Genomic DNA, 17,484 nt, shown 5'->3' on the forward strand with positions numbered 1-17,484 from the left:
CCGTCGACGTCATGCGCTGGTCGAGTGGGCGGTCGTCGCCGCGGTGAGGGCGTCGTCCGCCACCGCGCGCCCGCGACGGGGAGTTCTCCCCGTCGCCGCGGCGGGTCCGCCCGCATAGTCTTGCCCGGCACCGACCCGCGGCGACGTCCGAAGGGTCTTCGGACGGTTCGAGCAGGGGGACCACGCATGGCCGGACAGCTGGCCGCGGACTTCGAGGCGATGCAGGGCACGGGGAGCACCCTCGTCTCGCAGGGGTACGGGATGTCGACGAGCCTGCGCGACGACGCCTCCGGCTGCGGCAGCCAGGGGGTGGAGTCCGCGGTCCTCGAGTTCGCCCTCTCGGTGGCCGTGGAGCTGGGTGGTGTCCAGGCGCAGGTCGTCGCCGCCGGGCAGGTGGCCAAGGACGCCGCGGCCGAGCTGCAGGCGACGGACGCCACGATCGCGGCCAGCGCCTGATGGGCGGCTACCACTCCGACCGCCACCCGGACGCGGGCGACATGGGCGTGCTCACCGACTACGACTCCCACCTGGGCGTCCGGCACACGGAGCTGGAGAGCGTGGTGACCGTGCTGGTCCAGGCGCTCGCGGACCTCGACGTCGCGACGTGGGAGGGCGAGGCCGGTGAGGCGTGGCGGACGTCGCTCGACGCACCGCGCACGCGCCTCGACGCGGTCCGCGCCAGGCTCTCCGCGGTCCGGCCCGCGCTGTCCACCTACGTCGGGGCGGTCGAGGATCTCGCGCGGCGGGCCGAGCCCGAGCGGGCCCGGCTCGACGAGGCCGAGGCGACCATGAGCTCCCTGTACTGGAACACCCAGTACACCGGGGGCAGGTACGCCCCCGACGAGGACGCGCGCGACCGGATCCGCGAGGAGATCCGGGAGGACGCCGAGCGGGAGCAGGCGCAGGCCTGGGCGGCTCTGCGAGACCTCCACGACGAACGCCGGACCCTCGACGGCGTGCTGTGCGACGCGCTCCGTGAGGGGGAGCCGGCCGGCTGGGACGACCTGCACCACGCGCTCGTGCGCGCCGGCGTGGCCTCCGTCGACGACCTCACCCCCGGGGAGATCTCGACCGCGATGGCGGACCTCGCGGCCCGGGTCGCGGCAGGCGACGGCGACGAGCAGGACGTCCGCGACCTGCAGACGTTCTTCGAGACCTGGGGCGACGACCACGGCGTCATGGCCCGCACGTTCCTCCGGATCGGCGGGACCGGGACGACGGAGCTCATCGACCGGCTCGGCTACCAGACGCTGACGGGCGACCTGGACCCCGCCCTCGCGCTGGCGGCCGCGCAGGCCGTGCGGCTCGGTCTGAGCAACGGGTCCGCGCGGTGGACACCGGCGACCGCGTCGGAGTTCGCACGGGAGATGCTCGACGGCCACGCCTCGGGCTCGTCGATCGGCTTCCTGTTCGGGGACCCCGACGGAGCGCGGCTGGGGGAGACGCTGACCGTGGCGATGGCGACCATGGTCGACCGTATCGAGCGCGACCCCATGAACCCGGGCCACGGGGCGTCGTACGACACGTCGCCCAACGCCGGCGGCCGGCTGCTGGCGATCCTCGAGGACGAGGACGCCTTCCGGCGGGTCGACGACTTCGCGGGCCGGGTGCTCCAGACGCTCGGGCAGTACCCGGACGCCGCGCTCGCGTGGCTCACTGCTGCCGGCGAGGACCCGTACGGCGACGGCGAGCTCGGTGCCGACCGCGTGGACTACTGGTTCGGCGAGCGCGACTGGGCCGCGAACACCACCGGCGACGGGTTCGAGGGGCCGAGCGCCCTGTGGGCGGGGGCGCAGCAGGCCACCGGGTCGCTCCTCGACCCGCGTGCCGCGGACCCGGACGTGCAGCGGTCGGTCGCCGACCTGTCGTCACGCGTCTTCGAGCTCCTGAGCGGGAACGAGCAGCTGGTGCCGGACCACATGACGCCCGCCGGGTCGCTCGCCCTGGCCACGGCGCTCGCGCAGCAGCTGCCGCAGCTCGCCGAGTACCCGATGAGCGCGAACACCGACCGGGACGGCGCCCTGCACACGGGGATGCTGGGTGGGCCGGACGTCTGGATCGTGAACGCCGAGCAGGACTGGGTGGCCGACCTCATGGGGGTCGCCGGTCACGACCCCGGCGGGCACGCCGTGCTGGCCGCCACGGTCTCCGAGTACCAGGAGTCGGTCGTCGCCTACGCCGCGGACCCGGCCACCTCGCTGAGCGGGGAGGGCGCGATCGCCCGTCTGCTCGGCACCCAGGCCGCGCTCGAGGGTGCGCCCGTGGGGGCGGGCCTCGCCACCGGCGCCGCCCACGACCAGCAGGTGCGCGACGCCCTGGACGACGTGTCCTCCCTGGTCGGCCTGGTGCCCGTCGGGGGCGGGACCCTCGCCGGGTACGCCGTCGGGGAGGTCGCGGGCTGGATGGCCGACGCCCTCGGCGACGCGTGGGCGACGGAGTACAACGACGCGCTGGCGGCGGAGCACGGCGACGAGGACGCACGGAACGACGTCATGCGCGAGCGCCTCACGGCGATCGTCGACGCGTACGTCGAGCACGGGGTGATGGACGCCCCCGAGGACGAAGGACGGTACGTGGACGAGCTGATCCAGGAGTACAACGACGGGTTCGACGCCTGGGCGCGTGAAGCGGAGCGGGGCGAGTGACGCGCCGGACCGCCCGGTCGTACCGGGTCGCCACGGCGCTCGCCGGACTGGTCGTGGTCGGTGCCGCGGCGGCGTGCACCGCCCCCGCGACGGCGACGGTGCACGACGAGGTCGCGTGGGACGACGGCACCGGGCCGACGGGCTCGGCCGAGGAGGACCCGCGGGTCGAGGCGGTGCGCCGCTACGACACCCTGGTCAAGGCGTCCACCAACGAGCTCGACCTCACCGACTCCCGCCTGGCGGAGGTCACCACGCCGGAGTGGATCGCCACCAAGGGCGACCGGCTGCGCAGCGACGTCGAGTCCCGCGAGCTCGAGCTGTGGGAGGGGCCGAGCGACATGACGGTGGTCGACGTCTCCGGCAGCGGCGACGAGGCCACCGTGCTCATGTGCAGCCGCCTACCCACCTGGTGGGCGTGGGACGACGACGCGTCGGAGGTCGTGGAGCGGTCGCGGGACACCGGGGCGTTCGAGCACGACACCTACGAGCTCGTGCGCGTGGACGACCGCTGGCTCGTCGACAGCGCCCGCTGGGGCTACGGCCCCGACCCGGACTCGTCGTGCGACCCAGGGGCGGAGGTGCCGGTGGGGCGGTTCACCACCGCGCCGGACCTCGACCTGCTGACCACGGCGTCCGTGGACGACGTCGCCGTCCCGTCCTCCTGAGCCGCGGCCGGCGCGTCGGAGGGCCCCGTTCGGGCGGGGCGGGTCAGGCCTGCAGGGCCTGCTCGACGTCCTCGATGATGTCCCGCGGGTCCTCGAGCCCGATCGACAGCCGCACGGTGGTCTCGGCGATGCCGACCTTGGCGCGGCCCTCGGGGCCGAGCTTGCGGTGCGTCGTCGTGGCGGGGTGCGTGATGATCGACTTCGCGTCGCCCAGGTTGTTGGAGATGTCGACGACCTGCAGGGCGTCGAGGAACGCGAACGTGCGCTTCTTCGCCGCCTCCGGCTCGGTGCCCTCGGGCACGGAGAGGTCGAACGTCACGACCGTGCCGCCACCCGACTGCTGCGACTTCGCCAGCTCGTGCTGGGGATGCGAGGGCAGGAACGGGTAGCGCACCCCGGTCACGCCGTCGAACCCCTCGAGCGCGGTCGCGACCTCGAGCGCTGCCGCGTTCTGGGCGCGCACGCGCACGTCGAGCGTCTCCAGGCCCTTGAGCAGCACCCACGCGTTGAAGGGGCTCAGCGACGGGCCGGTGTTGCGCACGAGCGTCTGCACCGGCCCGGAGAGGAACTCCTCGCTGCCGAGGATCGCGCCACCGAGCACGCGGCCCTGGCCGTCGATGTGCTTGGTGGCGGAGTAGACGACGACGTCGGCGCCGAGCTCGAGCGGCTTCTGCAGCACCGGCGTCGCGAACACGTTGTCCACCACGACGACGGCGCCGGCGGCGTGCGCGAGCTCTGCCACCCGCCGCACGTCCACGAGGTCCTGCATGGGGTTGGACGGCGACTCGAAGAACACGACGTCCGCCGGGGTGGCGAGGGCCTCCTCCCACTGCGAGGTCACGTGCCCGTCCACCAGGTCGACGCGCACCCCCCACTTGGCGAGGATCTCGTCGTAGATGACGTTCGTGGAGCCGAACAGGGCCCGCGCCGACACGATGCGCGAACCGCTGGAGACCAGCGCGGCGAGGGCGTTGAACACCGCCGACATGCCCGACGCCGTGGCGTAGCAGGCCTCGGCGCCCTCGATGAGGCGCAGCCGCTCCTCGAACGTGTGCACCGTCGGGTTGCCGTACCGCGAGTACAGGAACTGGGACCGCTCGCCGGCGAACGCGGCCTCGGCGTCCGCCGCCGAGCCGTAGGTGTAGCCCTGGGTGAGGAACAGGCCCTCGGACATCTCCTGGAAGTCCGAGCGGCGGTGCCCGCCGCGCACGGCGAGGGTCGCGGGCCGGACCGTGGCGGGCAGCGGGCGCGAGCCGCCGAGGGTCGTCGGGTCGGCGCCAGGACCGGTCGGGACCTGCGTGCTGCTCATCGGGTCTGCTCCGGCTGCTGCCCGGCCGCCGGCGTCGCGGCAGCGTCGTCGTACGAGCCCCACGGCAGGCCGCGCACCTTCCAGCCCTCGCGGTCGCGGACGCCGTCGAAGCCGGGGCCGCCCTCGAAGCCCTCGAGCACGTTGTACGCCGGGCCGAGGCCGGACGACGTCGCGAGGCGTGCGGCGCCGATCGAGCGCTGGCCGGAGCGGCACAGGAAGACGACCGGACGGTCCGCGGTCACGCCCGCGGCGGCGAGCTCGGCAAGGAAGCCGGGGTTGGGACGCCCGCCCGCCTGGACCCACTCGGCGAAGACCGGGCGCTTGCCGGCGGTCGCGGTGTCCGGCACGCCGATCGCGCGCCACTCGCCCTCGGTGCGCACGTCCACCAGGACGGCGTCCGGGTCGGCGGCGAGCAGGTCCCACGCCTGCTGCGGGGTGAGGTCGCCGGCGTAGCCCTCGGCGGGGCGGGGATCGATCTGGGTGCTCATCGCAGTCCTCCCATCGGTCGTGGCGGTAGCACCCTCGTCCGGACGGGCCGCCGTCGCCGGCGACCTGCCCGCGGGTTGCTGCGGCGTCGACGTGCCACGTCACTCGGCCGCTCGGGATGGTCGCGGCGATCGTACGACAGGCGTCCGCCTGATGGGCACCCCGTCTCGCGACCTGAGCGACGCGTGCCGGTGCCGCCCGGGCGTCTGAACAGCGCCTCCGGCGCCTCGCCGCACTCCGCGGCCTGCGCGCGTCAGTCGTCGTCCTCGCCGAAGTGGGCCTCCTGCGCGTGCTCGTGGTGCACGACGGTGAGCCGCAGCTCGACGTCCCGGCCGTCGGCCTGCTGCGAGAGCACCCGCTCGATGCGGTCGGACTCGCGCTCGGCCGCCGCGGTCACGAGGTCGACGTGGTCGGCGGTCGCGTCGCCCGCCCACGTGTCGGCCTGCGTCATCGCGCGCTGCGCGTCCTGGACGCCCTCGCCGAGGTCGGTGCCGGTGAGCGCCTCGACCTGCGACCGGTCCATGGTGACGATCGTCTTGTGGTCGTCCGTGTGGGGGACGGTGTACGCCGACGGGTCCTTCGTCGTCCCACCGGCCGCGTCCCCGGCCTCCGTGGGGGCGGAGGCGCTCGCGGTCGGAGCGGCACCGGAGCCCGGCGTGCCCGCGTCGTCGCCCTCGGCCTGCGGTCCCGTGCACGCGGTCAGGGCCAGCAGGCTCGCGAGGGCGATCGGCGTCAGTCGGCGGGGAAGGCGTCGCATGGTCACTCCGTGCTGCTCTGTGGTCCTCGGTGGTGGTCCGTCGGGCGGCCGCTGCAGAGGCGGGGGACGGCCGGGCCGGGCCGACGTCCAGCGTCTCACGCGACCGCATCGTGAGAAGGTCCCGGGCTCCGCTTGACCGTGTGGTGCTGCGCACTCACGATGGGCGACAGGTCATGAGCGCCAGCGCGAAGCCCCGGCTCGCTGGCCGGCAACCCTCCTCTCGCGGCGGGGTGCCCCGGGTGACGACCTGGCCCCGCGCCGTCCGGCGCGCGGGCAAGCGCGGGGAGCGACCTCCCCGGCACGACCGAGGAGGATCCCGCATGACCACGCTCAGCCCCGCGCCCGCCGTGCACGACGTCGCGCCCGCCACCGTGCACGACGTCTCGCCCGTGCTGCCCGTCGTCGGTGGCGACACCCTCGTCCCGCTCGTCGACGGCCGCCAGGTGCCGTACGCGAACCTCGACGTCGCGGCGTCGGCGCCCGCTCTCCAGGCCGTGGCCGACCGCGTCGCCCGGGTGCTGCCGCTGTACGCGAGCGTGCACCGCGGCGCCGGCTACCTGTCGCAGGTGTCCACGGCCCTGTACGAGACGGCCCGGCGCACGATCGGCGCGTTCGTCGGCGCCCGCGAGGACGACCTGACGATCGTCACGCGCAACACCACCGACTCGCTCAACCTGCTCGCGGGCTGCGTGCCCGCGGACCCGGTCACGGGGGAGCGCGGCCGCGTGCTCGTGCTCGACATCGAGCACCACGCCAACCTGCTGCCCTGGCAGCGCGTCACCGACGCGACCGTCGTGACGGGCGGGTCCTCGGTGGCCGCCACCCTCGCGGAGCTCGAGGAGGAGCTGAGCTCGGCCGCCGCCGCGGGGCGCCCGTACGCCCTGCTCGCGCTCACCGGCGCCTCCAACGTCACGGGGGAGGCGCTGCCCGTGGCCGACGTCGTCGCCGCGGCGCACGGGGCGGGCGCGCGCGTCGTGCTCGACGGCGCGCAGCTGGTGCCGCACCGCCGCTTCTCGCTCGCGGCGACCGGCGTGGACTACGTCGCCTTCTCGGGCCACAAGACCTACGCGCCCTTCGGGGCCGGGGCCCTGGTCGGGCGCCGCGACTGGCTCGACGCCGGCACCCCGTACCTCGCCGGCGGCGGCGCCGTGCGGCGGGTGCGCACCACGACGACCGACTGGCACGAGGGCCCCGCCCGCCACGAGGCCGGGTCGCCCAACGTGGTGGGCGCGGTGGCGCTCGCGGCCGCGTGCGACGAGCTTGCCGCCCTCGACCCGTGGGCCGCCGGAGAGCACGAGGACGCGCTGCGGCGCCGGCTCGTGGACGGGCTCGGCGAGATCGACCGCGTCGAGGTCGTGCACGTGTGGGACGACGCCGTCGACCCGGTGGGCGTCGTGACGTTCACCGTCACGGGGTACGACCCGGGCCTCGTCGCCGCGTACCTGTCGGCCGAGCACGGCATCGGTGTGCGCGACGGCCGGTTCTGCGCGCACCCGCTGCTCGGCCGTCTCGGGTTCGACGCCGGCGCCGTCCGCGCGTCCGTGGGCGTCGGCACGGCGGGCGAGGAGGTCGAGCGTCTCGTCGCCGCGGTGCGCTCCCTCGTCACCGAGGGCCCCCAGGCGCAGTACGACGTCGTGGACGGGCTGTGGGTCGTCGTCGACGACCCGCGCCCGGTGCCCGAGGGCTCCGGCCTCGAGGGCCTGCTCGCCACCGCCGCGCTGGGCGCCGACGAGGCGTTCGGCTGCCTGCCCGACGACCTCTGACGGACGGGCCGCGCGTCCCCGCCCCGCTCAGGGCGGGCACGCAGGGCGGACATGACGACGGGGCGCCACCCCCCGGTGGCGCCCCGTCGTGACAGCGGGTCAGTCCTTGAACGCGTCCTTGACGTCGTCGCCCGCCTGCTTGAGGTTCGCGCCGGCCTGCTGGGCCCTGCCCTCGGCCTCCTGCTTCTCGTCGCCGGTGAGCTTGCCCGTCGCCTCCTTGACCTTGCCCTCCGCCTCTTCCGCGAGGTGCCTGGCCTTGTCTCCGAGTCCCATGGGGCTCCTTCCGTCGTACGAACGACCTCGGTCACCGACCGTAGGCGCCTGTCCCCGGGTTCGCACTCCGGCGTCTCGGATCGTGGTGCCCGCCCTGGTCGGAGAGCCGTCCGTCACCAGACCGGCGGGTGCCGGTCCGCCCAGCGCAGCCTGTCCTCGAGCTGCGCGGCCAGGGCGAGGAGCGTCGTCTCCCCGCCCGGCCGCCCGATCAGCTGCACCCCCATCGGCAGCCCGTCGCCGGTCCAGCGGGTCGGCACGGTGATCGCGGGCAGCCCCGCCACGTTGAGCATCGACGTCCACGGCGTGTACTGGCACTGCTGCTCGAAGTTGCGCTCCGGGTCCTCGGGGTCGAACCAGCCGAGGGGGCGGGGCGTCATCGCGAGCGCGGGCGTGACGACGGCGTCGAAGCGCGACACCTGCGCGACGAGCCGGCGCTCGAACGCCGTGAGGGCCCGCAGCGCCTCGGCGAGCTCGCGGGCGGGCACCTCGCGGCCGCGGCCGATGAGCCACCGGGTCAGCGGCTCGAGCCGGTCGAGGCGGGCGGGGTCGTCGAGGGGCACGGCGGACGCGCCTGCCATCCACAGGGTGCGGAAGGCGGGGCCGTACGTCGGGTCGGGCGGAAGGGACAGCCCGTCGACCTCGTGCCCCAGACCGGTGAGCGTCGCCACGCCGGTGTCGAGCGCGTCGAGCGCGTCCTGCGACGTCTCGATCGCGTAGAAGTCGTCCCAGGCGGAGTCGGTCGTCACGCCGACGCGGAACCGGCCCTGCACGTCCTCGCCGCCGCTGCCCGCCACCTCGCCACGGCGCGCCGCCGCCAGGTACTCGCCGGCGCGGGCCGACGGCGCGCGCAGCGTCAGCGGGTGCGCGACCCGCCCGTCCGGCGTGCGGGTGAGCATCCCCTCGAGCAGCAGCGCCGTGTCCTCGGTGGTGCGGGCGAGCGGACCGTTCACGACGAGCCCGCCGAGCGACTCCTGCCCCGACCCCGCGGGCACCAGGCCGCGGCTGGGCTTGAGCCCGACGACGCCGCACGCGGCGGCGGGGATGCGGACCGAGCCGCCGCCGTCCGAGCCGGGCGCGCACGGCAGGAGGCCTGCTGCGACGGCCACCGCCGCGCCGCCGCTCGACCCGCCGGCCCCGCGCGACCGGTCCCACGGGTTGCGCGCCACGGGCCCGGCCAGCGGCTCCGTGTAGGCGGGGAAGCCGAGCTCGGGGGCCGTCGTCCGGCCGAGGCTCACCATGCCGGCGGCGTCGAGGACGTCGACGATCTCGTCGCTCACCGGAGCCACCACGGCGTCGTCGCCGGCGAACGCGCGGGAGCCGAACCCGGCGGGCACGCCGGCACGCAGCCACAGGTCCTTGTCCGCGCCGGGCAGCCCCCACAGCACGCCCCGCCCGTGCGCGTCGCTCTGCTCGAGGCGCGCCGCCCGCTCGCGCGCCGCCCCGGGGGTGACGCTGGCGAAGGCCCCGAGGTCGGGGTCGGCCCGCTCGATCCGGGCCAGGAAGTGGTCGGCCACCTCGGTCGGCGTGAGCTCGCCCGCGCGCAGCAGGTCGCGCAGCCGGGCGGCGGTCATCTCGTGCAGGGCGTCGTCCATGTTCCGCACGCTACCCATCCACCCGCGCCGGCCGCCGAACAGGCGGTTGACACCGTAATGGCGCCGATCCTGGGCGCATTCCGGCATCAACCGCCTGTTCGGCGAGGATGGGCCGGTGACTCACGACCTCGTCCTCGCCGGCCACGGCGTGCGCCTGGAGCCGCTCGGCCCGCAGCACGCCGCCGCGCTGCTCGGCCTCGTCGACGCCGACCTGTGGTTCGGCATGACGTCCCCCGTCCCGACGCAGGTCGCGGACCTCGAGGCATGGATCGCCGCCGGCGTCGCCACGCCGGGCACGATGGCGTTCGCCGTCGTGGGCGACGACGGCGCGGTGCGGGGTTCGACCCGCTTCTACGAGCTCGCCCCCGGGCCGCGCCGCGTGGAGATCGGCACCACCTTCTACGGCCGTGACTGGTGGGGCGGCACCACGAACCCCGCGTGCAAGCTCCTGCTGCTGCGGCACGCGTTCGAGGAGTGGGGGATGCGCCGCGTCGCGCTGCGCGCCGACACCCGCAACGCGCGCTCCTGCGCGGCCATCCAGCGCCTCGGGGCGAGGCCCGAGGGGGTGCTGCGCAAGCACCGCGTCGCCGCGGACGGCACCGTCGGCGACACCGTGTACTTCTCCATCGTCGACGACGAGTGGCCGGACGTGCGCGCGGGGCTGCACGCGCGGCTGGGCGGCGCCGGGCGGGACTGAGCGGGCCGCCCCTTCGGGCTGTTCGACGGGTCCCGCCGCCCGGGCGGTGAGACCCTGGCGGGAGGACAGCGGGTAAGGTCGACGGCCGGTCCGGGCCGGACGCACGTCACCGGCCCGACGCCACGCCCTGTCCCCGAGACCTGGAGAGCCTGTGACCACCGAGGACGCGACCGTCGTCGAACCGGAACCCGAGAACCGCGACGACCGGGGGTTCTTCGGGCACCCGCGCGGCCTGGCCACCCTGTTCAGCCTCGAGGTGTGGGAGCGGTTCTCCTTCCTCGGGATGCAGGCCATCCTCGTCCTGTACTTCACCGCGACCGTCGCCGACGGCGGCCTCGCGATGGAGTCCGGCAACGCCGCGTCCATCGCCGCCGGCTACGGCACGATGGTCTACCTCGTGTCCGTGGGCGGCGGCTGGATCGCCGACCGCGTGCTCGGCTCCTACCGCGGCGTCCTGTGGGGCGGCATCCTCATCGCCGCCGGCCACTACACGATGGCGATCCCCGCCGAGATCTCCACGTGGGTCGGCCTCGTCCTCATCAGCCTCGGCACCGGGCTCCTCAAGCCCAACGTGTCGACCCTCGTGGGCAAGCTCTACTCGACCGACGACGACCGGCGCGACGCCGGGTTCGCCCTCTACTACATGGGCATCAACGTGGGTGCGTTCGTCGGCCCGCTCGTCACCGGCTGGCTGGGCGCCGAGGTCGGCTGGCACTGGGGCTTCTCCGCCGCGGCGATCGGCATGACGGCCGGCCTGATCCAGTACGTCGTGGGCCGCCGCCGCATCCCGGGCTACGGCCGGGGCGCCGAGGCGCCGCTCCCGCCGGCCGCCGCGCGCCGGATGCGCTGGATCCTCCTCGGCTCGGCCGCGGCGGTGGTCGGCGTCCTGGCCGTGCTCGCGTCGGTCGGCCGTCTGAGCGTCGCCGGCGTCGTGGACGCGCTGACCGTGATCGCGATGGTCGCACCCGTCGTCTACTTCACCGTGATGTTCCGCAGCCCGCGCGTCACGACCGAGGAGCGCGGGCGTCTGCGTCCGTTCCTCGTGCTGTGGATCGCGTCGGTCGCGTTCAACTTCGTCCTCTTCCAGGCCTACTCGGTGCTGATCCTCCTGGCGGAGGACCACGTGGACCGCCAGATCTTCGGGTGGGACGTGCCGTCGGCGTGGTTCAGCTCCTACCTCGGGGCGGCCGAGGTGCTCGTCGCCCCGCTGGTCGCGGCCCTGTGGACGTGGCTCGGCCCGCGCCAGCCGCACGCCTCGAAGAAGGTCGCGATCGGTGCGTTGCTCGGCGGTCTGTCGTACCTCGTCCTCGTGCCGGCCGTGTCCGGGCAGTCGGGCGACTGGCGGATCGCCGTGTGGTGGCTGCTCGTCTCGCTGCTGCTGCTCGGCCTCGGTGACGTGCTGCTGCAGACAACCGGGCTGTCGGCCACGACCAAGCTCGCCCCGGCGGCGTTCTCCAGCCAGTCGATGGCGGTGTGGTTCCTGTCGATCGCGCTGGCCAACGGCATCCAGGCGCAGACCGTGCGCTTCTACGGCGAGATCCCCGACGGCGTGTACTTCGCGGTCAACGGCGCGGTCGCCGTCGTGGTGGGCGTCGTCGTGCTGGCGATGTCCGGCTGGATGAAGCGCACGATGCACCCCGTCCACTGAGGCCCGTGCCCTCGACCCCGAGCACGACCGCACCACCCGACCACCGATCGTCCGAGCGCCCGGAGGACACCATGCGCCACGTCACCGACCTGCCGTACGAGACCACCGTCGAGGACCTGTGGATCCCGCTGCCCGACGGCACCCGCCTGGCCGCCCGCGTCTGGCGGCCCGTCGACCCGACGCCCGTGCCGGCCATCCTCGAGTACCTGCCCTACCGGCTGTCCGACTGGACCGCTCCGCGCGACGCCCAGCGCCACCCCTACTACGCGGGGCACGGGTACGCGTCCGTGCGCGTGGACATCCGGGGCAGCGGGAACTCCGACGGGTTCCAGGACGACGAGTACTCGCCCACCGAGCTCGCGGACGGTGTGGCCGTGGTCGAGTGGCTGGCGGCCCAGGAATGGTGCGACGGGAACGTCGGGATGTTCGGCATCTCGTGGGGCGGCTTCAACTCCCTGCAGATCGCGGCGCTCGCCCCCGAGCCGCTCAAGGCGATCGTCACCGTGTGCTCCACCGACGACCGCTACGACAACGACGTGCACTACACCGGCGGCTCCGTGCTGGCGGTCGACATGCACGCCTGGGCCGCCACGATGCTGGCGTTCTGCTCCCGGCCGCCGGACCCGGCGTACGTGGGGGAGGGCTGGCGGGAGCAGTGGCTCGACCGGCTGGAGCGCACCGAGCCGTTCGTGCACACCTGGCTGGACCACCAGGCCCGCGACGACTACTGGCGGCACGGCAGCGTCATCGAGGACTACTCGGCGATCTCGGCGGCCGTGCTCGCCGTCGGCGGCTGGAACGACCCGTACCGCGACACGGTGCTGCGCCTCGCGGCCGCGGGTGACGAGGGCGCGCTCGGCGGGCCCGTGCGCGGCATCCTCGGGCCGTGGTCGCACCAGTACCCCGACCGCGGCCTGCCGCCGGGCCCGGCCATCGGCTTCCTCCAGGAGACGCTGCGCTGGTGGGACCACTGGCTCAAGGGCGCCGACCGCGGGGTGCTCGACGACCCGCCGCTGCGGGCCTGGATCAGCGAGTCCGTGCCCCCGGCCACCGTGTACGACGAGCTGCCCGGCCGCTGGGTGGGGGAGCCGTCGTGGCCGTCGCCGCACGTGCTCCCTCGCGAGCTACCGCTGGTCGCGGCCGGGGAGGAGGACCCGCCCGAGGGCGGCCTGCGCACCCTGGCCACGACCGTCGAGGCGCTGCCCGGGGGCCACCCCGTGCCGACCTCCTGGCTCGTGGACTCGCCGTCGCACACGGGCGTCGACGCCGGGCGGTTCTTCCCGTTCGGCAACGACGCCGACCTGCCGCCCGACCAGCGCGAGGAGGACGGGCGGTCCCTCTGCTTCGACTCCGACCCGCTCGACGCCCCGCTGGAGATCCTCGGGCGGGCGCGGGTGCGGCTGCGCCTCACGTGCTCGGCCGCGAAGGGCCAGGTCGTGGCACGGCTCTGCGACGTCGGCCCCGACGGCTCGTCGACCCTCGTCACGCGCGGCGTGCTCAACCTGTCGTCCCGGCACGGCCGGGACCGGGTCGTGCCGTGGACGCCGGGCGCCACCGAGGAGGTGTCGTTCGAGCTCACCGGCACGGGCTACGCGCTCGCCCCGGGCCACCGGCTGCGCCTCGCGGTGTCGTCGGCGTACTGGCCGTGGGTCTGGCCGCAGCCGGGCGACGCCGTGCTGGCCGTCGCGGTGGGGGACGGCGCCGTCGAGCTGCCGGTGCACGACCGGGCCGCCGACCACCCGCCCGTCGCCTTCGAGGAGCCGGAGCAGGCGCCGCCGCTGGGCGTGGTCTTCGGCGAGGGCGCCGAGGGGCGCCCGGAGCGCCGCGTCGTGCGCGACGTCGCGGAGGGGCGCTGGCTGCTGGAGGTCGACCCGCGCTACGGCGGCACCCGCACCTACCCGGACGGGCTGGAGTTCACCGAGGACGCGCTGGAGCGGTACTGGATCGGCACGGAGGCGACCAGCGCGCGCACCCGCTCCGACTGGACGGTGCGGCTGCGCCGGGCCGCCGGCGACCCGCTGCCCGCGGGGATGACGGGCGGCTGGGACGCGTCGGTCGTCACGCGGTCCGAGATCACCTGCGACGCGGATGCCTTCCACACCGAGAACGAGGTGGTGGCGCGCGACGGCGACGAGGTGGTCTTCGAGCGGCGCTGGACGCGGACGATCCCGCGCACCGCAGGCTGACGCGGGGGCCGGCGGCGGCCGGCCCCCACGCCCCGCGCTACCGCAGCAGGGGAGCGACCTCCTGGCCGAGGAAGCCCGCGAAGCCGTCGAGGTCGGGCTCGTCGAGGGTCGGCTGAGCCACGACCGTCGTCACCCCGAGGTCGGCGAAGCGGCGCAGCCCGTCGGCCACCTGCTCCGTCGTGCCCCACGTGGCGTGGTCGGCGAGGACCTCCGCGCTGCTCGCGTCGACGTCCCACCGCGCCAGCGACCGGCGCAGCCGCTCGGCCGCGCCGTCCCCGGTCGCCGTCTGGGCGAACGCGACCACCCGGAACGGGTGCGCGCTGCCGGGCCCGGACTCGGCCACGGGCGGCAGGCCGGCGGCCGCGCGCCCCTCGTCGAGCAGAGCGATCGCCTGCCGCGCGCCGGAGACCCCGGAGTCACCGTCGATGACGACGCCCTGGGCCACCTCGCCGACCAGCCGCAGCGTCTTCGGCCCCTTCGCGGCGGCGAGCACCGGGGGAGCGGCGGCCGGCGGCCAGTCGAGCGCGACGTCGTCGAGGGTCACGTAGCGGCCGGACGTCGTGACCCGCTCGCCCGCGAGCAGCGCGCGCAGCGCGGTCACCTGCTCCCGCATGAGCGTCAGCGGCGAGGCCACCCGCGCGCCGACCTGGCCCATCCAGTCCTGCACGCCGTGCCCGACGCCCGGCAGGAACCGGCCGGGGAACATGCCGTCGAGCGTCGCCGTCTCCATCGCGGTGAGCGCGACGTTGCGCAGCGGCAGCGGCATGACGCCGATCCCGACGCGCAGCCGCTGCGTCGCGGCGAGCATCGCGGACGCGGCCGACGGGCCGGACTCGAGGAAGCAGTCCTCCCACAGCCACACCTCGTCGAGACCGGCGGCCTCGGCGGTACGGGCGAACGGGACGAACCGTGAGGGCGGGTTGCCGTAGGGCGCGAGGATGCAGCCGAGGGTCGTCATGGGCCGATCCTGCCCTAGCCCTCCGACGCCGAACAGGCGGTTGACACCGTTATCGGGCCCGAAGAGGCCCGATAACGGTGTCAACCGCCTGTTCGGCAGCCGGCGGAGCCGGCCGCGAGGCGTGTCAGAGCGGCGCGACCGTGCCGCGGAAGTGCTGCCGGCGTCGGCCGCCGTGCCAGCCGACGTACGTGAAGCCGTCGTCGTCCGGGGTCACGGCGACGTCCACGGTGCCGGGCAGCAGCACGGGCGAGGCGAACTCGACCGTCCACCGGTAGGCGTCGCCGCGGGCCTGCCCGACGTCCGCGAGGGCCCGCGCCGCCGTGTACATGCCGTGCGCGATGGCGCGCGGGAAGCCGAACGCCTTCGCCGACAGGGCCGAGAGGTGGATCGGGTTCCGGTCGCCCGAGACGGCGCCGTACGCACGGCCGGTGCCCGGGCCGAGCGCCCAGCGGCCGGTGGGCAGCGGCGGCGTCCACGTGCCCGCGGGGGCGCGGTCCTCCGCGCCCTCGGGTTCGCCCGCCTCGTCCGCCGGGCTCGCCGTCCAGGGCAGGTGGAAGCCCTTGGCGAGGTACGTCGACACGCCCCGCCACACGGGAGCGGCCCCCGGGTCGGCCTCGCGGCGCACCTCCGCGACGAGGTCCACCTGCACGCCGCGCTTGTGCGGGCGCAGGTGCTCGGCCCACGCGCGCACCTCGAGCACGTCGCCCAGGAGGACCGGGCCCCGCAGCTCGACGGCGTTCGCCAGGTGCACCATGCCCAGCAGCGGCAGCGGGAAGTCGCTGCGCACCATGACCGCCGTCGCCAGGGGGAAGGCGAGCACGTGCAGGTACCCCGCCGGCAGGACGTCGGTGACGGGCTCGTGCAGCAGCCGCTGGTAGTCGTGCAGGTGGTGCGCGAGGTCCGCCGTCGGCACGCCGGTGACGCGGTAGGCGACGTCGGGCAGGGTCAGGGGAGCGGCCTCCCCCTCGACCTCCGACCGGCCCTGGCCGATGACCGGCAGCCCCGGCATCGCACGCCCCGCGGCGATGCGGCCGGAGGCGGCGGCGCCGCGTGCGTACAGGCCGCCGAGCCCCGGCAGGGTCGGGAGGGTCTCGACGCGCAACGGGTCGCCGGCGCTGGTGGCCGACGCGGCCGCCGTCACCGCCCCACCAGGTTCTGGCCGCAGACGCGCAGCACCTGGCCGTTGACGCCGGCCGAGGCCGGCGAGGCGAGGAAGACGATCGCCTCGGCGACGTCGATCGGCCGGCCGCCCTGCTGCAGCGAGTTCAGGCGCCGGGCCACCTCGCGCGTGGCGAACGGGATCGACGCCGTCATCTCGGTCTCGATGAACCCGGGCGCGACGGCGTTCGCGGTGCCGCCCTGGGCCGCGGCCAGCGGGGCCGTGGCGCGGGTGTGGCCGATGACGCCGGCCTTGGAGTAGCCGTAGTTCGTCTGGCCCTTGTTGCCGGCGATGCCGGAGGTCGACGCGAGCGAGACGATGTGCAGCCCGCCGACGCCGCCCTCCGTGCCGTCGAGCCCGAGCAGCTGGTCGTTGATCCGCAGCTGCGCTTCGAGGTTGACGGCGATGACGGCGTCCCACTGGGCGGGCTTCATGTTGGCGAGCAGCTTGTCGCGCAGGATGCCCGCGTTGTGCACGACGATGTCGAGGCCGCCGTGGCGGCTGCGCGCGTGCTCGAGGATGCGCCGCCCGGCGTCGTCCGCCGTCACGTCGAGCTGCAGGGCCGTGCCGCCCACGGCGTTGGCGGTGCGGGCCAGGCCCTCGCCGGCGGCGGGGACGTCCACGCACACCACGGTCGCGCCGTCGCGGGCGAGCGTCCGCGCGATCGCCGCGCCGATGCCCCGGGCCGCGCCGGTGACGACGGCGACCTTCCCGGCCAGCGGCCGGTCCCAGTCCTCGGGCAGGACGGCGTCGGCCGGGCCGACGGGCAGCAGCTGGCCGTCCACGTACGCCGACCGGGCGGACAGGAAGAACCGCAGCGTCGCCAGCACGGACGTGCTGTCGACCGCCGCGCCGTCCGTGAGCACGATCCCGTTGCCGGTGGCGCCGGCGCGCAGCTCCTTGGCGAGCGAGCGGAGGAAGCCGTCGACGCCGTCGCGTGCCGCGGCGAGCGCCGGGCCGTCGCCGTCGGCGGCCGCGCGCGAGACGGTGACGACGCGCCCGTTGGTGGCGAGGCGGCGCAGGACGGAGCCCACGGCCAGGACGGCCGGGGAGACGTCGGTCGGCCGGCCCACCTCGGTGAGCACCAGCAGCACCGCGCCCCAGCGGACGTCGTCGGTGGGCTGGCGGCGGACGTCGAGGCCCCAGTCGAGCAGCTGCTTGGCGAGGGTGTCCGCGTCGCCGGTGGAGGCGTCGTCGGAGACGACGAGCACGGGCCCCACGGTGAGGGGGTCGCCCGCACGGAAGCGACGCAGGATCGCCGGGCGCGGGAGGCCCAGCTTCTTCGCGAGGGTCTTGGTGAAGCCGGAGTTGACGGCCTTGGTGTAGGAGTCGGTCATCTCGTTCCT

15 protein-coding genes and 1 riboswitch are annotated in these 17,484 nt (G+C 75.3%); of the genes, 7 read left to right on the forward strand and 8 right to left on the reverse strand.

Annotation, left to right across the window (positions count from 1 at the left end):
- Positions 1-186 precede the first annotated feature (186 nt).
- Genes ACH436_RS17510 through ACH436_RS17520 form a run of 3 tightly spaced genes read left to right on the forward strand, consistent with a single transcriptional unit; the run spans position 187 to position 3,310 of the window.
- Positions 187-456 (forward strand): hypothetical protein, encoded by a 270-nt coding sequence (locus ACH436_RS17510; protein WP_430561475.1) that lies wholly within the window; start codon positions 187-189, stop codon positions 454-456.
- Positions 456-2,645 (forward strand): hypothetical protein, encoded by a 2,190-nt coding sequence (locus tag ACH436_RS17515; RefSeq protein WP_430561476.1) that lies wholly within the window; start codon positions 456-458, stop codon positions 2,643-2,645. The genes ACH436_RS17510 and ACH436_RS17515 overlap by 1 nt, the downstream gene beginning before the upstream one ends.
- The gene (locus ACH436_RS17520) at positions 2,642-3,310 is read left to right on the forward strand and encodes a hypothetical protein (RefSeq protein WP_430561477.1); all 669 of its coding nucleotides are present in this window, start codon (positions 2,642-2,644) and stop codon (positions 3,308-3,310) included. The genes ACH436_RS17515 and ACH436_RS17520 overlap by 4 nt, the downstream gene beginning before the upstream one ends.
- Positions 3,311-3,353: 43 nt before the next feature.
- On the opposite strand, the gene ACH436_RS17525 is transcribed toward ACH436_RS17520, so the two are convergent.
- The 3 genes from ACH436_RS17525 to ACH436_RS17535 form a co-directional block, all read right to left on the reverse strand.
- Complete coding sequence (locus ACH436_RS17525; protein WP_430561478.1) at positions 3,354-4,619, reverse strand: O-succinylhomoserine sulfhydrylase; 1,266 nt, start codon at positions 4,617-4,619, stop codon at positions 3,354-3,356.
- Positions 4,616-5,107: a rhodanese-like domain-containing protein gene (locus tag ACH436_RS17530; RefSeq protein WP_430561479.1), complete on the reverse strand. Its 492-nt coding sequence runs from the start codon at positions 5,105-5,107 to the stop codon at positions 4,616-4,618. The genes ACH436_RS17525 and ACH436_RS17530 overlap by 4 nt, the downstream gene beginning before the upstream one ends.
- 251 nt (positions 5,108-5,358) lie before the next feature.
- Complete coding sequence (locus ACH436_RS17535; protein WP_430561480.1) at positions 5,359-5,862, reverse strand: hypothetical protein; 504 nt, start codon at positions 5,860-5,862, stop codon at positions 5,359-5,361.
- Between the two features lie 169 nt (positions 5,863-6,031).
- Positions 6,032-6,148: riboswitch (SAM riboswitch) on the forward strand.
- A 34-nt stretch (positions 6,149-6,182) separates the two neighbouring features.
- Here ACH436_RS17535 and ACH436_RS17540 point away from each other — a divergent pair.
- Positions 6,183-7,625 carry an aminotransferase class V-fold PLP-dependent enzyme gene (locus tag ACH436_RS17540; RefSeq protein ID WP_430561481.1) on the forward strand — a complete coding sequence of 481 codons (1,443 nt, stop codon included), beginning with the start codon at positions 6,183-6,185 and terminating at the stop codon, positions 7,623-7,625.
- A 99-nt stretch (positions 7,626-7,724) separates the two neighbouring features.
- Here ACH436_RS17540 and ACH436_RS17545 read toward each other — a convergent pair whose 3' ends face one another.
- Both ACH436_RS17545 and ACH436_RS17550 read right to left on the reverse strand, forming a co-directional pair.
- Positions 7,725-7,898: a CsbD family protein gene (locus tag ACH436_RS17545; RefSeq protein ID WP_430561482.1), complete on the reverse strand. Its 174-nt coding sequence runs from the start codon at positions 7,896-7,898 to the stop codon at positions 7,725-7,727.
- 113 nt (positions 7,899-8,011) lie between these two features.
- On the reverse strand, positions 8,012-9,490 hold the full coding sequence (locus ACH436_RS17550; protein ID WP_430561483.1) for an amidase: 1,479 nt from the start codon (positions 9,488-9,490) through the stop codon (positions 8,012-8,014).
- A 115-nt stretch (positions 9,491-9,605) separates the two neighbouring features.
- Here ACH436_RS17550 and ACH436_RS17555 point away from each other — a divergent pair, with 115 nt between their 5' ends.
- The 3 genes from ACH436_RS17555 to ACH436_RS17565 all read left to right on the forward strand — a co-directional run bounded on the left by ACH436_RS17555 (position 9,606) and on the right by ACH436_RS17565 (position 14,021).
- Positions 9,606-10,187, forward strand: coding sequence for a GNAT family N-acetyltransferase (locus ACH436_RS17555; protein ID WP_430561484.1), 582 nt, complete (start codon positions 9,606-9,608; stop codon positions 10,185-10,187).
- 151 nt (positions 10,188-10,338) lie between these two features.
- Positions 10,339-11,835 carry a peptide MFS transporter gene (locus ACH436_RS17560; RefSeq protein ID WP_430561485.1) on the forward strand — a complete coding sequence of 499 codons (1,497 nt, stop codon included), beginning with the start codon at positions 10,339-10,341 and terminating at the stop codon, positions 11,833-11,835.
- Positions 11,836-11,906: 71 nt separating this feature from the next.
- Entirely contained in the window at positions 11,907-14,021 is a 2,115-nt protein-coding gene (locus ACH436_RS17565; RefSeq protein WP_430561486.1) for a CocE/NonD family hydrolase, read from the forward strand.
- A 37-nt stretch (positions 14,022-14,058) separates the two neighbouring features.
- On the opposite strand, the gene ACH436_RS17570 is transcribed toward ACH436_RS17565, so the two are convergent.
- From ACH436_RS17570 to ACH436_RS17580, 3 genes are all read right to left on the reverse strand, one after another.
- Positions 14,059-14,979, reverse strand: a complete 921-nt coding sequence (locus ACH436_RS17570) for an LLM class flavin-dependent oxidoreductase (RefSeq protein ID WP_430561487.1) — start codon at positions 14,977-14,979, stop codon at positions 14,059-14,061.
- Between the two features lie 124 nt (positions 14,980-15,103).
- Positions 15,104-16,120, reverse strand: coding sequence for a MaoC family dehydratase (locus ACH436_RS17575; protein WP_430561488.1), 1,017 nt, complete (start codon positions 16,118-16,120; stop codon positions 15,104-15,106).
- On the reverse strand, positions 16,117-17,475 hold the full coding sequence (locus tag ACH436_RS17580; protein WP_430561489.1) for a 3-oxoacyl-ACP reductase: 1,359 nt from the start codon (positions 17,473-17,475) through the stop codon (positions 16,117-16,119). Before ACH436_RS17580 ends, ACH436_RS17575 begins: the two co-directional genes overlap by 4 nt.
- Positions 17,476-17,484 lie beyond the last annotated feature (9 nt).

It is taken from the genome of Isoptericola sp. NPDC019693, assembly GCF_044389085.1.
GTDB lineage: Bacteria > Actinomycetota > Actinomycetes > Actinomycetales > Cellulomonadaceae > Isoptericola.

Coding starts and splice junctions, on each gene's coding strand:
- ACH436_RS17510 (WP_430561475.1), top strand. CDS start 187: ATGGCCGGACAGCTGGCCGCGGACTTCGAGGCGATGCAGGGCACGGGG.
- ACH436_RS17515 (WP_430561476.1), top strand. CDS start 456: ATGGGCGGCTACCACTCCGACCGCCACCCGGACGCGGGCGACATGGGC.
- ACH436_RS17525 (WP_430561478.1), bottom strand. CDS start 4,619: ATGAGCAGCACGCAGGTCCCGACCGGTCCTGGCGCCGACCCGACGACC.
- ACH436_RS17530 (WP_430561479.1), bottom strand. CDS start 5,107: ATGAGCACCCAGATCGATCCCCGCCCCGCCGAGGGCTACGCCGGCGAC.
- ACH436_RS17535 (WP_430561480.1), bottom strand. CDS start 5,862: ATGCGACGCCTTCCCCGCCGACTGACGCCGATCGCCCTCGCGAGCCTG.
- ACH436_RS17540 (WP_430561481.1), top strand. CDS start 6,183: ATGACCACGCTCAGCCCCGCGCCCGCCGTGCACGACGTCGCGCCCGCC.
- ACH436_RS17545 (WP_430561482.1), bottom strand. CDS start 7,898: ATGGGACTCGGAGACAAGGCCAGGCACCTCGCGGAAGAGGCGGAGGGC.
- ACH436_RS17550 (WP_430561483.1), bottom strand. CDS start 9,490: ATGGACGACGCCCTGCACGAGATGACCGCCGCCCGGCTGCGCGACCTG.
- ACH436_RS17565 (WP_430561486.1), top strand. CDS start 11,907: ATGCGCCACGTCACCGACCTGCCGTACGAGACCACCGTCGAGGACCTG.
- ACH436_RS17570 (WP_430561487.1), bottom strand. CDS start 14,979: ATGACGACCCTCGGCTGCATCCTCGCGCCCTACGGCAACCCGCCCTCA.
- ACH436_RS17580 (WP_430561489.1), bottom strand. CDS start 17,475: ATGACCGACTCCTACACCAAGGCCGTCAACTCCGGCTTCACCAAGACC.